13 protein-coding genes are annotated in these 13,708 nt (G+C 61.6%); 6 read left to right on the top strand and 7 right to left on the bottom strand.

Annotated features, from left to right (window positions below; genetic code table 11):
• Positions 1-14 precede the first annotated feature (14 nt).
• The 4 genes from AB4Y35_RS26485 (at position 15) to AB4Y35_RS26470 (ending at position 5,038) form a co-directional block, all read left to right on the top strand.
• Positions 15-1,034 carry a phosphotransferase gene (locus AB4Y35_RS26485; protein ID WP_368706660.1) on the top strand — a complete coding sequence of 340 codons (1,020 nt, stop codon included), beginning with the start codon at positions 15-17 and terminating at the stop codon, positions 1,032-1,034.
• A 46-nt stretch (positions 1,035-1,080) separates the two neighbouring features.
• Complete coding sequence (locus tag AB4Y35_RS26480) at positions 1,081-1,845, top strand: SDR family oxidoreductase (RefSeq protein ID WP_368706659.1); 765 nt, start codon at positions 1,081-1,083, stop codon at positions 1,843-1,845.
• A gap of 69 nt (positions 1,846-1,914) precedes the next feature.
• Positions 1,915-3,153: an acyl-CoA dehydrogenase family protein gene (locus AB4Y35_RS26475; protein ID WP_368706658.1), complete on the top strand. Its 1,239-nt coding sequence runs from the start codon at positions 1,915-1,917 to the stop codon at positions 3,151-3,153.
• Positions 3,154-4,072: 919 nt separating this feature from the next.
• Positions 4,073-5,038 carry an HAF repeat-containing protein gene (locus tag AB4Y35_RS26470; RefSeq protein ID WP_368706657.1) on the top strand — a complete coding sequence of 322 codons (966 nt, stop codon included), beginning with the start codon at positions 4,073-4,075 and terminating at the stop codon, positions 5,036-5,038.
• Positions 5,039-5,300: 262 nt separating this feature from the next.
• Here the strand turns inward: AB4Y35_RS26470 and AB4Y35_RS26465 are convergent, their stop codons facing one another.
• Together AB4Y35_RS26465 and AB4Y35_RS26460 are read right to left on the bottom strand one after the other, a co-directional pair.
• A complete protein-coding gene (locus AB4Y35_RS26465) occupies positions 5,301-6,236 on the bottom strand; it encodes an ornithine cyclodeaminase family protein (RefSeq protein WP_368706656.1) in 936 nt (311 codons plus the stop codon).
• A 135-nt stretch (positions 6,237-6,371) separates the two neighbouring features.
• Positions 6,372-7,481, bottom strand: a complete 1,110-nt coding sequence (locus AB4Y35_RS26460) for a cis-3-hydroxy-L-proline dehydratase (RefSeq protein WP_368706655.1) — start codon at positions 7,479-7,481, stop codon at positions 6,372-6,374.
• Here AB4Y35_RS26460 and AB4Y35_RS26455 point away from each other — a divergent pair.
• On the top strand, positions 7,471-8,619 hold the full coding sequence (locus AB4Y35_RS26455) for a GlxA family transcriptional regulator (protein WP_368706654.1): 1,149 nt from the start codon (positions 7,471-7,473) through the stop codon (positions 8,617-8,619). The genes AB4Y35_RS26460 and AB4Y35_RS26455 overlap by 11 nt on opposite strands.
• Before the next feature lie 82 nt (positions 8,620-8,701).
• Here the strand turns inward: AB4Y35_RS26455 and aroE are convergent, their stop codons facing one another.
• From aroE to AB4Y35_RS26430, 5 genes are read right to left on the bottom strand one after another with little or no spacing between them, the layout of a single operon-like run.
• Entirely contained in the window at positions 8,702-9,538 is an 837-nt protein-coding gene (aroE, locus tag AB4Y35_RS26450) for a shikimate dehydrogenase (RefSeq protein WP_368706653.1), read from the bottom strand.
• 6 nt (positions 9,539-9,544) lie between these two features.
• Positions 9,545-10,756, bottom strand: coding sequence for a CaiB/BaiF CoA transferase family protein (locus tag AB4Y35_RS26445; protein ID WP_368706652.1), 1,212 nt, complete (start codon positions 10,754-10,756; stop codon positions 9,545-9,547).
• The gene (locus tag AB4Y35_RS26440; protein ID WP_368706651.1) at positions 10,756-11,214 is read right to left on the bottom strand and encodes a MaoC family dehydratase; all 459 of its coding nucleotides are present in this window, start codon (positions 11,212-11,214) and stop codon (positions 10,756-10,758) included. Before AB4Y35_RS26440 ends, AB4Y35_RS26445 begins: the two co-directional genes overlap by 1 nt.
• 2 nt (positions 11,215-11,216) lie before the next feature.
• Positions 11,217-11,609, bottom strand: a complete 393-nt coding sequence (locus tag AB4Y35_RS26435) for a VOC family protein (RefSeq protein ID WP_368706650.1) — start codon at positions 11,607-11,609, stop codon at positions 11,217-11,219.
• On the bottom strand, positions 11,606-12,556 hold the full coding sequence (locus AB4Y35_RS26430) for a ketopantoate reductase family protein (RefSeq protein ID WP_368706649.1): 951 nt from the start codon (positions 12,554-12,556) through the stop codon (positions 11,606-11,608). The genes AB4Y35_RS26435 and AB4Y35_RS26430 overlap by 4 nt, the downstream gene beginning before the upstream one ends.
• A gap of 106 nt (positions 12,557-12,662) precedes the next feature.
• Between AB4Y35_RS26430 and AB4Y35_RS26425 the strand changes: the two genes are divergently transcribed.
• Positions 12,663-13,568, top strand: a complete 906-nt coding sequence (locus tag AB4Y35_RS26425) for a LysR family transcriptional regulator (RefSeq protein WP_368706648.1) — start codon at positions 12,663-12,665, stop codon at positions 13,566-13,568.
• Positions 13,569-13,708 lie beyond the last annotated feature (140 nt).

Below are 13,708 nucleotides of genomic sequence, written 5' to 3'. Positions count from 1 at the left end.
CGGATTCCCGCTCCATGATGAATGCAAGTCTTCAGTTCGATGTCGATGCACTCGCGCGCTATCTGGCCGCGCACGTGCCCGGCTTTCAGGGGCCGATGGTCGTCGAGAAGTTCGCTGGCGGACAGTCGAACCCCACGTTTCTGCTCGAAGCGAAAAGCGGCCGCTATGTGCTGCGGCGTCAGCCGCCCGGCGAACTGCTCAAGTCCGCGCATGCGGTGGACCGCGAATTCCGCGTGCTGAGCGCGCTCGGCGATACACCGGTTCCTGTTGCGCGGGCCTTGCATCTTTGCGAGGACCGCGACGTGATCGGCAGCCTGTTCTACGTGATGAGCTTCGAAGAAGGCGAAATCTATTGGGCCCCTTCGTTGCCCGCGTTGCCCGTTGAAGAGCGCGGCGCTGTGTACGACGCGCTGATCGGCACGATGGCGGCCCTGCACGATGTGGATGTCGAGGCCGTTGGCCTCGCCGACTACGGCCGCGCGGGCAACTACTTCTCACGGCAGATCGAAGTCTGGACGAAGCAATATCGCGCGGCGCAGACCGACGAACTCGACGCCATGGAAGCGCTGATCGCCTGGCTGCCGGCGCACTGTCCGGCCGAAGCGGGCAAGCCTTCGCTCGTGCACGGCGACTTTCGCATCGATAACCTGATCTTCCACCGCGGCACGCCGAAGGTTCGCGCCGTGCTCGACTGGGAACTCTCCACGCTCGGCAATCCGCTCGCCGACCTCGCGTACTTCTGCATGTGCCTGCGGCTGCCGCCCAAAGGCCATATCGGTGGTCTCGCGGGGCTGGACAGGGCGGCGCTTGGCGCGCCGGACGAGGCCGCGATCGTCGAGCGGTATTGCCGCTTGCGGGGAATCGGGCCGATCGAGCACTGGAATTTTTACCTGGCGTTCAGCTTCTTCCGGCTGGCCGCCATCGCGCAGGGTGTGAAGAAACGTGCGCTGGGGGGCAACGCATCGCATGAGAAGGCGCGCCAGGTCGGTGAAATGGCCGGTGCGCTCGCGAAGATGGGTGTGGACGTCATCTGACGCCAGGCATTTGACGCGGACACGCGACTACATTGAGGAGACAGTTGTGACTACTGATTTGTTCGATCTGGGCGGAAAGATTGCATTGGTCACCGGCGCGAGCCGTGGCATCGGCGAAGAGATCGCGAAGCTGCTCGCGGAACAGGGCGCCCATGTGATCGTGTCGAGCCGCAAGCTCGACGACTGCGAGACCGTGGCGCGCGGCATCCGGGAAGCGGGCGGCAGCGCCGAGGCGTATCCGTGCCACGTGGGGCGTCTCGACGACATTCAAGGCGTTTTCCAGCACGTCCGCTCGAAACATGGCCGGCTGGACATCCTCGTGAATAACGCGGCGGCGAATCCGTATTTCGGCCACATTCTCGACACCGATCTGTCGTCGTTCGAAAAGACGGTGGAGGTCAATCTGCGTGGCTACTTCTTCATGTCGGTCGAGGCGGGCAAGCTGATGCGCGAGCACGGCGGCGGTGCGATCGTCAACACGGCTTCCGTCAATGCGCTGCAGCCCGGCGACAAGCAGGGCATCTATTCGATCACCAAGGCCGCCGTGGTCAACATGACGCGGGCATTTGCCAAGGAGTGCGGACCGTTCGGCATCCGCGTGAACGCGCTGCTGCCGGGCCTCACCAAGACGAAATTCGCCGGGGCCCTGTTCGAAGACCAGGCCCTGTATGAAAGCTGGATGACGAAGATACCGCTGCGCCGCCATGCGGAGCCTCGCGAGATGGCCGGCACCGTGCTCTATCTCGTCTCCGGCGCGGCGAGCTACACCAACGGCGAGTGCATCGTCGTGGACGGCGGCCTGACGGTTTGACGATGGGAGCGGCGCGCGTCATGGACCCGCGCGCCGCACGACATTCACCCCGATTCAAGGAAGAGCGAGATGGACTTTGCCTATAGCCCGAAAGTCGAAGCGCTGTGCACGCAGTTGCGCGTGTTCATGGACACGCATATCGTGCCGCGCATCCACCAATGGCACGAAGAAGTGAGCGCGGGGCAGTATCCCGTTTCCTTCATGGAAGACCTGAAGGAGAAGGCGCGTGCGGAAGGCCTCTGGAACCTGTTTCTGCCGCATCTGCGCGACGACGAACCGGGCACGCGGCTGACCAATCTCGAGTACGCACCGCTGGCCGAGATCATGGGGCGCGTGTCGTGGGCCTCCGAGGTGTTCAACTGCAATGCGCCGGACACGGGCAACATGGAACTACTCCATATGTTCGCGACGCCCGCGCAGCGCAAGAAGTGGCTCGAGCCGCTGCTCGACGGCAAGATCCGTTCGGCGTTTGCGATGACGGAGCCCGCAGTGGCGTCGTCGGACGCGACCAATATCACCACGTCGATTCGACTCGACGGCGACGACTATGTGATCGACGGCCGCAAATGGTTCATCACGAACGCGGCGCACCCGAACTGCCAGTTGTTCATCGTCATGGGCAAGACGGACCCGGACGCGCCCGCGCACAGTCAGCAAAGCATGATTCTCGTGCCGCGCGATACGCCAGGCGTGACGATCATCCGCAATATCACCGTGGTCAATCACACGGCCCCCGAAGGCCACTGCGAGATCGAATTCAAGGGTGTGCGCGTGCCGCGCTCGAACCTGCTCGGCGAAGAAGGCAGCGGTTTCGCGCTCGCCCAGGCGCGTCTCGGACCGGGCCGCATTCACCATTGCATGCGTTCGATTGGCGCCGCCGAACTGGCGCTCGAACTGATGATCGAGCGCGCACAGGCGCGCACGGCGTTCGGCAAGAAGCTCTATCAGCACGGCTCCGTTGGCGAGTGGATTGCGAAGTCGCGTATCGAAATCGATCAGGCAAGGCTCTTCGTGCTGAAGGCGGCCTGGATGATCGACAACGTGGGTGCGAAGGAGGCGCGCAAGGAAATCGCCATGATCAAGGCGCTCGTGCCGGGCGTGCATACCGCCGTATGCGAGCGCGCGATCCAGACCTTCGGCGCGATGGGGCTGAGCCCCGACACGCCGCTGGCGGACAGCTGGACCTGGGGGCGTGCATTGAAGTTCGCCGATGGCCCGGACGAGGTGCATCTCCAGAGCATTGCGCGCATGGAGATCAAGGCGCGGCCCTATGAGCCGGGCCATGAGAGTCCTTACCTGACGCGTTAGCGAGCCGTTCCGGCTTCTGTCGACCAGTTCGCACACGCACCAGCATGCGCAGCAGCTCCCGACGGATTACCCGTTATTGGCAGGCCTGTACCTGGCCGTCATGGGGTGGGAAATCGTCTCGTGCGCACTCTCGAGCGTACGTAGGCAAGCCGACGCACGTTCACTGGGCAACCATGCTGTTTGTCCTGTTATGCCACGGTGCCGGGGCGTCGTCGCCTGACCGCCTCACACGTCAGCGATGACGGAGTCCCTTGCCGCAATGCCGGGCTTGAAAGGTTCGGCTGCCGTGCTTTTCCGACATGGGAATCTGCAATGCCGGATTCGGTGCATGAAGTGTCGTGCCTGGAAATTTTCTCCGTTCAGGGCCTCATGTTCGGCGGGGTCACGCGCTCACTTGCGAGCGATCTGCGCCACCATTTAACAAGTTGAACAAAAGCATTCCATAGACTAGAGTGGTCCGTAGCCTCTATCTTCAGACATTTTTCTGATCCACAACACGCATAGTGGACAACGGGCGTTCTCGTCGTCGATCACAGTGATCCATGACAGATGCGCTAATGGCATACATCGCGAGCCCGTTCCAGGGGACTCGATTTTCTATCGATCTTCGCAGTCGTCGAGATTTCGCTGTGACGCGCATTCGTCGAATGCGTGTCGACGTTCATGCCGGCATTGGTGCATAAGCCGATCACGGGCGCGCACGCTTACCGATGGATTCGCGGCTTGCTCTGCGCTACAGACAAAACGATCAGTAGTGCCATACTATTTTTACTCGTTTCTGCTTCAAAATGAATTTTGAGGCGGCTACGACCGGGTATCTCGTCACGACACGATATGCGGCAAGGGGATCGCCATGTACTCCACATGGAAGGTAGGTTGCATTGCGAACCATGTTCGTTGTGCCTTGATCGCGCTAGCCATGCTGGCGATCGCCGCATTCCAGCCTGCCGCGGGACAGGGCTTCGCCATCAAGGATCTCGGCGCGCTCCCCGGTGGCGACTACAGCAACGCCCTCGGAATCAACGAACGCGGCCAGGTAGTCGGTTACTCGATAACCGCAGCCGGGGCCACGCACGCCGTTCTGTTTGAGAACGGCGAGGTTCACGACCTGGGCACACTCCCGGGTGGCAGCTCCAGCACGGCCACCGCGGTCAACAATCGCGGCCAGGTGGCCGGTACCTCGAATACGGCGCGAGGGGACCAGCACGCCTTCCTGTTCGATCACGGGGTGATGACTGACCTGGGTACGCTCCCCGGTGGCAACTTCAGCGCAGCTGCCGGGATCAACGAACGCGGCCAGGTGGTGGGTTACGCGACCAATCTACGCGGGTATGTGCACGCCGCCCTGTTTGAAAACGGAGTCGTGATCGACCTCGGCACGTTTGCCGGTGGCAGCGATAGCGGCGCTTTAGGGATCAACAACCTCGGCCAGGTGGTCGGCTACTCATCGAACGCAAGCGGATATGCTCACGCGTTCCTGTTCGAACATGGTGTCATGACGGACCTGGGCACGCTTTCCGGTGGAGGGCTCAGCCATGCTCAGGGGATCAATGAGCGCGGCCAGGTGATCGGCATTTCGTCCGTCGCAAACGGGGACGTGCACGGATTTCTGTTTGAAAACGGGGTGATGACCGATCTGGGCACGCTCCCTGGTCGCAACAATAGCAATGCTTTCGGGATCAACAATTCCGGTCAGATAGTTGGCGAGTCGGATACCGGATGCTGTCCGTACTTGCCGCACGCGTTTCTGTCTGAACACGGAACGATGACTGACCTGGGAACCCTTCCGGGAGACAACTTCAGCGAAGGTGTCGGGGTCAACGGAAGCGGCCAGATCGCAGGTAATTCGTCGTCTCACGCCATTCTCTGGACACGAGGAAAATGAGTCTCAAGAATTACTCGTTCTAACCATCGTCCAGGTCTCGGTATCGAGGTCCTGGTTGACGTATTTCTCCGCTCTCGCATAACACTGTGACCGTCGATCGACATTACGAGAAGGCTTGAGATATCGAAGCTTTTGACCGCTTCCTTGCGGTGTGCCAGGCGACGCCGAGGATACCGTACGATTCCTGGAAATCAAAGTCCGGGTGGAACAGTATCAAACCTGCCGATACATGGCATGGCAAACGGAGCCTTCGGATCTGCACTTATACACTGGCGCCCAGTTCTTTGGCGGCCGCCAACGCGATGAGGAGGTCCAGGTGCGCTCCCCCCGCGTTCTTGAACATGGTCGCCATTCCGCTTCGTTTTGGCGCGGCCCGAACCATTTCGAAAAGATCGCCCTTGATATCGCCTGGCGTCAGCGAGCCGTTGGCAATGGCTTGCATGATGTCTCCAGCCTCGACTGCCGTCGCTCTGAAGTCGACGAAAACGTCAGATTGCTCAATCACGTCGTCATCGGCCTCGCGCATGTCGGGCCGGTATCCGCCGACCAGATCGACATGTGCGCCGGGCTTCAGGAACCGACCCTTGATGATCGGACTGACGGTGCAAGTGGCCGCGGAGACGATATCGGCCTGTGATACTGCGTCGTCGACATCCGTGACCACGTCGATCGTCCGGCCAAGTGGCATCAATGATTGAGCGACGCTACCAAGCTTCTGCGGAGTACGGTTCCACAGCACGATCCGCTCGATGGATGGCCTGACATGGACATGCGCCTGCGCCAGCGCGAGCGAGATAGGTCCTGCTCCGATTACGAGCAGGGTCTTACTGTCGTTGGCGGACAATATTGACGATGCCAGCGCCGAGTCTGCTGCGGTCTTCCAGCGCGTGACTTCCGGGCCATCGAGTATGCACGAGATGGACTTCTTGTCTTCGTCGATCACCACGAAGATGGCGTCCTCGGTCGGCAGCGGTGGTTCTCTATGGGCATTTGGAGGAAAGATGGAACAGACCTTGACGCCCGCCCCATGGCCGGGTAGCACGACGCCTCGAGAAAACACGCTGAACGGGCCGCTTTGAAGGAGCAGATCCTCAGTGCGAGGCCGCGCTCCGCGGTGACCGTCACGAAGTGCCTCGATTGCGCGCTCCCACGTCATGACTGAACGAATATCGCGCGCGGACAACATCACTGCGCTCATCTGGTCACATCCTCTGTCTTTGCGAAAGTCCGGTTCTTGAACTCACGGTCGAAAACCTCTTTCTATCCAGCGGTGGTGAGAGTGAGCACTCGATTGCGAAGACGATCGAGCGCTTCACCGCGTGCGCGGTCCTGATCAAGCCGATTGACCGATGACGGCAACAGGATCACCAAGAACATCCATTCCTGGTGAGACGCCGAGACCCGGCTGAGCCGAGACGGCCATGTAGCCGTCGTTCAGTTCGGGTCCCCCCGAAGCGACAGTGATGCTGTGGTACTCGTGGAACGCCGACGACTGGAAGTGAAAACCGGATGGCGTCGAGTGCGCGAGGTGGCAAAGCGCGGCAGTCGCAATTTCTCCGCCCCACGAGTCTTCGATTGTCAGCGAAATTCCCATGGTGACGGCGAGATCGCGAAATTGCCTGGCCTTCGTCAGACCGCCTACGCGACTCACCTTGAGATTGACCACGTCCATCGCGCGGTCCTGGCAGCCACGCATCAGCAAGCGAATGTCTTCCATGCATTCGTCGAGGATCATTGGATGATCCGTATGCTGCCTGACCGTGAGGCATTCCTCATAGCTGGGGCACGGCTGTTCGAGGTAGATATCGACGTCCCGAATGGCTTTGACAACGCGCAGCGCTTCGTGCTGCCGCCACCCGGTGTTCGCATCTGCCGCCAGGACGTTGCCGGGGCGCAGTTCAGCCGACACCTTGCGGATTCGCTCGATATCCGAATCTGGACCCGCACCGACCTTCATCTGGAACTGTTTGAAGCCCTGGTCCTGATACTCCCGGATTTTTTGTGCCATCGCATCGGGGTCCTGCCGACTCACCACCTTGAAGAGCTTGACCGCGTCTTGAAGACGCCCGCCAAGCAGGTTGTAGACCGGCTGGCTGGTCGCCTTCCCGAGGATGTCCCAGCACGCCATATCCAGCGCCGACTTCACATACGGATGACCTTTGAGAAGTTCGTCCATGCGAACATTGATCCGACCAATCTGGCACGGGTCTTCCCCGACCAGGCCCTCCGCAATCTTGATGAGGCCTGCGCGAGCGCCTTCCGCATAGGCGGGCAGATAGGCCGGTCCAAGCGGGCAAATCTCGCCAACACCGGTGAGCCCGGAGTCCGTTTCGACGATGACCACGGTTGAGTCGAACGACGCGAACGAAAACGTCGACCAGCTATAGGAACCCTCCTTCAGAGGTAGGTCGACCTGGTAGAGAGAGATTTTCGTGATCTTCAAGGTGGCGCCTCCATGCCGTTTGCGTGTTGATGCGGAAAACTATAATTGCCCGCAGTCAAAAAAAATTGTACGTTTCGGACAATCGATGGCACGGCAATGGAGGCAACCCATGCGGGGCGATTACTCTTTTCTGCGACCGGGCAAGTCCGCGCCAGAGGTCGGTGCGCCGCTCAGAATCGGCATCGCACCGACTCCGGACTTCACCCTGATGTCGCTTTCGTGCTTTGTCGAGTTTCTGCGATTGTCGGCGGACGAGTCGGACTTCAGCAGGCAAATCTACTGCGCGTGGGACCTTCTGTCTCACGAGATGTCGCCCATTCGATCGAGTTGCGGTTTTGCGATGATGCCGACCAGACTCTTCGGCGATCCGTCCGAATATGACTACGTTGTGGTGCACGGCGGTCTGCTTCATAGTGCGGAGCCGATCCCCGACGAGCTTTACCGATTTATACAATCCTGCGTTGCAGCACGCGTTCCCGTCGTCGGGCTATGCACAGGTCAATTCGTTCTTGCCGAACTGGGATATCTGGCCGGAAAGCGATGCGCTGTTCACTTCTCGCTCACGCAAGCGATGCAGAACAACTTTCCGGACGTCATCGCTGTGACGGATGCCCCTGTCGTAGCGGACGGCGGATTCATTACATGTCCGGGCGGTCTTGCGGCGATCAACCTTGCAATGCACCTGGTTACGACCCACTGTGGAAATACGCGATCGCACAAGGCACTTCACTATTTGATGGCCGATCGGGGATTCGAGGAAATACAGGCTATGAAGGACGACTCGGAGATCGGCCTGCATTGCCCGGACCGGCGGGTCGTGAACGCAGTCGGCTTGATGAGGCAACGAACATTTGAGCCAGGTTCGATTGCGGGCATTGCACAGGCAATCGGGACAACCGAGCGAGAACTTACCCGACTTTTCAGGAAGCATCTGCGTGTCGCGCCCCTTCAGTATTGGAGGGGCATGCGCCTGAATGCCGCAAAATGGATGGTGGTCAACAGCGACCGGTCGATTACGCAGATCGCATACGAGTGCGGTTTTACAGACAGCTCACATCTCATACATTGGTTCAAGCGCGAATTCAATGTCACCCCATCGAAGTTGCGAAGGCTTCAGTCAGACCTGGGAGTCCACTAAGGCGGGTCGATAGCCTGGCATCGAAGTCGGCGAGCGTCACTGTTCCATAGTGCGCCGGGTTGCGCTTTTCTCCTTTGCACACTCAGTCGAGCGGCACGATGAGACGGTCGATGACCGCGGCCGTCAACGGTCGCACGCCGCGCCACCATGCAAACGCTTCGGCGGCCTGTTCGACCAGCATGCCCACGCCGTCGGCGACACCGTGTACGCCCGCGTTGCGCGCGAGCCGCAGGAACGGCGTGAGCCGCTTTCCGTACACAAGCTCGTAGGCAATGCCATCCGGGCTGAACACGCCCGGAGGGACGGGTGGCAGGTCGCCCGTCAAGCTTGCGGACGTCGCGTTGACCACAAGGTCGAAGCGGCCTTGCGTCGCGAGATCACCATAGCCGCAGGCGCGTAAGCCCGAACCGCGCGAGCCGACCTGGACGACCAGTGCCTCGCCTTTGGACACATCGCGATTGGCGACGACCAGTTCGGCAGGACCCGCGGCGAGAAACGGCAGCAGCGCGCCGCGCGCTGCGCCGCCCGCGCCGAGCATCAGCACGCGTTTGCCGGCAAGCGGGACGCCGAGATTGACTTCGATATCGCGCAACAAGCCAATGCCGTCGAAATTCTCGGCAATGATCCGGCCGTTCTCGAACTTGAGCGCATTGGCGGCACCTGCCAGAGTCGCGCGCTCGCTGCGCTCGTCGGCGAGCGCGAAGGCCTTGAGCTTGAAGGGCGCGGTGACGTTCATGCCCTTGCCGCCATCCGCAGCGAACTGGCGCACGGCCTTTGCGAAGCCATCTTCAGGGTCGAGCGGACCTTCGATTGCGACGTAGGACATCGCCTGTTGCGTCGCTTCGGCAAACAGGCCGTGAATCAACGGAGATTTCGTGTGTCCGATCGGGTGGCCGATCACTGCATACGGGTCAGTCATGGTGGCTCACTTCGAGTAGAGAACGCCTTCGCATTGCATCGTGTCGATCTCGGCAGCGGAAAAACCGAGCGATTGCGCGACCTCCGTGTTGTGCTGCCCAAGATCCGGCGCGAGGTCGCGAATGGTCGTGTCGCAATCGGAAAAGCGGAAAGGCAGGTTGGGCAAACGCAGCGTTCCATAGCGCGGGTGATGCTGCTCGACCACCATGCCGCGCGCCTGGATCTGCGGATCGTCGAGCACCTCGTCGATGCGCTGCACCTTTGCGCAAGGCACATCGATGCCATCGAGCAGTTCGAGCACCTGCGCGACGGGCCGCGCGGCGACCCACGGCTGCACGACAGACAGAATCGCCTGCCGGTGCACGTTGCGGCCGACGCTGTCGTAAAAGCGCATATCGCTGCCGAATCCGGCGGGCCCGCCGTGCGTTTCGATCAGCGCGGCGAGGCGCTTCCACGCGTCGTCGACCTGTGCCGCGATCACGAGGTCGCCGTCCGCGGCGCGAAACACGCCATAGAGCGTCGAGGTCGGCATGTCGTGCCCCGTCTGCTCCGGCAGTACGCCGCGAAGCGTGTAGCACTGCACCGCGTATTCGTGCATCGAAACGAGCGTGTCGTAGAGCGCCATGTCGATGTGCTGGCCGCGGCCGCTCTTCACGCGTCCGAGCAGCGCCGCGTTGATCGCCGCCACCGCGTGAATGCCCGTGTACATGTCGCCGAGCGAAATGCGTAGCAGCGGCGGCGGCTCGCCCGGCGTGCCCACCATCTGCATGATGCCGCTCTTCGCCTCCGCGATCAGGCCGAATCCGGCGCGATGCGCGTCGGGGCCCGTATGGCCGTATGCGGAAATCGAACAATAGACGAGGCCCGGATTGCGCGCGGATAACTCGACATAGCCCAGTCCGAGCTTGTCCAGCGCGCCGGGACGGTAGTTCTCGACGAACACATCCGCCGAATCGCACAAGCGGCGCATGAACTCCTTGCCGCGCGCATCTTTCATGTTGACGCTCACGCCGCGCTTGCCCATGTTCAGCTGCAGGAAATAGCCGCTTTGCTGGTCGTCCAGCACGGTCGCGTGCTGGCGTCCTGCGTCACCGCCGCCCGGACGCTCGACCTTGATGACTTCGGCGCCGAGCGCCGCGAGACAGCGGCCCACGTAGGGACCGGCGAGGAAGTGGCTATAGTCGACAACGCGAATGCCTTCGAGAGGACGGCCCTGCATCAGTACGCTCCCGGCCGACGCGGCACCATCAGACGATGTTCGCCGCGCTGAACCACCTGGTTATCCTGATTGATCAGTTCGGAGGGCAGCACGACGATGCCCCAGCCGGGGCGGCTGTTGCTCGGCCGCATGGCGCCGACGCGAAACTTCACGTGCAACACATCGTCGACCTTGACAGCCAGCAGGAAATCCCACGTCCACCCGAGCGACATACCGGGCAGAAAGCGATAGTCGCTCTGTGTCTTGAGGCCGTCGGCAATCGACAGCCCGAAAAGCCCATGCGCGACGAGGCAGCCGAAGTGGCTCGCTTTGGCGTACGCCTCGTCCACATGCACGGGCGTATGGTCGCCCGTGAGTTCGGCGTAAGCGCGGATTCGTTCCTTCGTCACGGTGTAGCTCGGGCTCACGCACTCGTCGCCTTCGCGGGCGTCGTCCCAGAACTTCTCGATGATCGTCATGCTCACGCCTCCGCGCGCGGGTTGATGGTCAGCGCCCGCGCGACACAGGACGCGGGTTTGGCTTGAATCAGTTCGACGGCGAGGCCGTCGGGCAGACGCAGCCAGTTGCGCCCTTGCGGCATTTCGCTGACGTCATAGGCATGGGCCGCTGCCAAAGCGGCTTCGAGGTCTTCGCACATGACGCCCAGATGCGCGAGGCGCCCTTCGGGGCCATCGTGTTGCGGCGCATGAATGAACTGAAGACCGCCGAGCGTCCAATACTGGCGCGGAGCATCGACGGTGCCGTCGACTTCGCGCATGGTCATGCCGAGCACGTCTTCGAAGAAGCGGATATGCCACCGGATGTCCTTCACCCAGATCGCGACATGCTCCAGGTAAGCCTTCGAGCCGTTCATGCGGTTGTCTCCTTGCGCGCTTCATCCGCCATCGCGCGCTCGATACCCTTGATGCAGGCCACCAGCGTCGCGTTGACGGGCGTCGGCACGCCGAGCCGTTGTCCCCAGCCCACCACCGAACCGTTGATGAAATCGATCTCGGTGACCGAGCCTTTTTCGAGGCTTTGCAGCATCGACGTCTTGAACGCCGGAAAGAGACCTTCGGCCGCGAGTGTCCAGGCCTGCTCGGGGTCCGTCATCGAGAGCCTGATGCCGGCCGCCTGGGCTGCCGCGATTGCCTCGGATACGGCCGCGAGAGCCGTCGCTTTCAGTAGCGGCTCGTCATAGAGCTGGCCGTAAGTGAGGCGCGTAATGCCGGTAATCGCGCCCGTAGCGACGTTGACGAGCAGCTTGTCCCACATCGTGCCCATGATGTTGTCGCTGACTATGGTCTGCAGCCCCGCTGCGTTGAAGGCCTCGGCGATCGCCTGCACACGAGGCGTGATCTGGCCATCGAGTTCGCCGATGTAGGTCGCCTTGCCGGTGACGCCAGACTGAATACGCCCCGGACCGCGCAATACGCCGCCGACATACGTCTTGCCTGCCAGCACGCGCTCGCGGCCCACGATATCGGCGAGCACGTCTTCGTGCCCGAGTCCGTTTTGAAGAGACAGCACGAGCGTTTCGGGCCCGATCAGCGCGAGTGCTCCGCGCATCGCCGCATCGGTGTGGAAGGACTTGACCAGCACGATCACCACGTCGGCTGTGCCGACTTCGCTCGCCTGGGTCGCAGCGCGCACGGCGATACGTCGCGTGCCGTTGGCGTCGTCGACCAGCAGACCGTCGCGGCGCATCGTTTCGACATGGACGGGCGAACGGTCCAGCAGCCAGGTTTCGTGGCCGCCTTCCGTGAGCGCGGCGCCGATCGCGCAGCCTAGTGCGCCGGCGCCGAGAATTGCAATCTTCACAGGTCTTCTCCTTGACGTGTAGGCACACGATAGGAGTGGCCGCTCATATCGGCAATGCAATGACTACAATGACGTCATTGCGACTTACAATAATGCCTGCTAAGCCATGATGCTGCCCGATTTACCCGACCTGAAGCTGCTGCAGCTCTTCGACCTTCTGTATGACACGCGCAGCGTCACGCGCGTTGCCGAGCAACTGGGGCAAAGCCAGCCCACCATCAGCATCTGGCTCGGGCGGCTGCGTGAGTATCTGCAGGACCCGCTTTTTATCCGCACCCCCGGCGGCATGGCGCCAACGCCGCAGGCCGATGCGCTGATCGGGCCTTGCCGCGAGATTCTCGAATCGCTCAGGCGCTTCGTCGCGTGGGAGATCACGTTCGATCCTGCGACCGCGCAGCGGCGCTTTCGCATCTGCATGACGGACGCAAGCCACATCACGCTGCTGCCGAGACTGCTCGCGCATGTACGCGCCCAGGCGCCCGGCATCCGGCTCGAGGCAGCGGGAATCGACGGCAATACGGAACGGGCGCTGGAGTCGGGCGAGGCCGATCTGGCTATTGGCTATGTGCCCTGGCTAAGTGGCGGCATCTACCAGCAGCAGCTTTATCAACAGGATTGGGTATGTCTGACGAACCGGCACCATCCGCGCGTTCGCGCGCGGCTCGGTTTGAAGCAGTACCGCGCGGCGGGGCATGTCGCCATCGAATCGGGCACGGGTGCGCAACTGCTCGAACAGGCGCTGGCGCGCGAGCGGATCGAGCGTGACGTCGTGCTGCAGCTGCCCGGTTTCCTGGGACTCGGCACGATCGTCAAGACGACCGATCTGATCGCTACGCTGCCTCGTCATATTGGCGAAATCCTCGCGCAGGCCAACGATCTGGCAGTACATTCGTGCCCGGTCCCCGTGGATGGTTTCGCAGTCCGACAACATTGGCATGCCCGGTATCATCACGAGGCCGGGAATCGCTGGTTGCGTGGCGTGGTCCTCCAGCTGTTCGGAGTCTCGCCGTGAGAATGACACTAAGGCGCCGTGCGCCATTTCACGGACAATACGACCGTTGTACCTCTGCAACCAGCTGCCGATACTGGTTTGCGAATGGCAGCAAGCCAACCTGCAGACGCACGGAATAAACCGGCTAGCGAACTGTTCTA

It is taken from the genome of Paraburkholderia sp. EG286A, from assembly GCF_040965375.1.
In the GTDB taxonomy this organism is placed as follows: Bacteria; Pseudomonadota; Gammaproteobacteria; order Burkholderiales; family Burkholderiaceae; genus Paraburkholderia.
The sequence above is the reverse complement of the archived record's forward strand: the minus strand, read 5'-3'. Positions and strand labels throughout refer to the sequence as shown.

Coding starts and splice junctions, on each gene's coding strand:
- AB4Y35_RS26425 (WP_368706648.1), top strand. CDS start 12,663: ATGATGCTGCCCGATTTACCCGACCTGAAGCTGCTGCAGCTCTTCGAC.
- AB4Y35_RS26445 (WP_368706652.1), bottom strand. CDS start 10,756: ATGCAGGGCCGTCCTCTCGAAGGCATTCGCGTTGTCGACTATAGCCAC.
- AB4Y35_RS26440 (WP_368706651.1), bottom strand. CDS start 11,214: ATGACGATCATCGAGAAGTTCTGGGACGACGCCCGCGAAGGCGACGAG.
- AB4Y35_RS26475 (WP_368706658.1), top strand. CDS start 1,915: ATGGACTTTGCCTATAGCCCGAAAGTCGAAGCGCTGTGCACGCAGTTG.
- AB4Y35_RS26485 (WP_368706660.1), top strand. CDS start 15: ATGATGAATGCAAGTCTTCAGTTCGATGTCGATGCACTCGCGCGCTAT.
- AB4Y35_RS26435 (WP_368706650.1), bottom strand. CDS start 11,609: ATGAACGGCTCGAAGGCTTACCTGGAGCATGTCGCGATCTGGGTGAAG.
- AB4Y35_RS26465 (WP_368706656.1), bottom strand. CDS start 6,236: ATGAGCGCAGTGATGTTGTCCGCGCGCGATATTCGTTCAGTCATGACG.
- AB4Y35_RS26470 (WP_368706657.1), top strand. CDS start 4,073: ATGCTGGCGATCGCCGCATTCCAGCCTGCCGCGGGACAGGGCTTCGCC.
- aroE (WP_368706653.1), bottom strand. CDS start 9,538: ATGACTGACCCGTATGCAGTGATCGGCCACCCGATCGGACACACGAAA.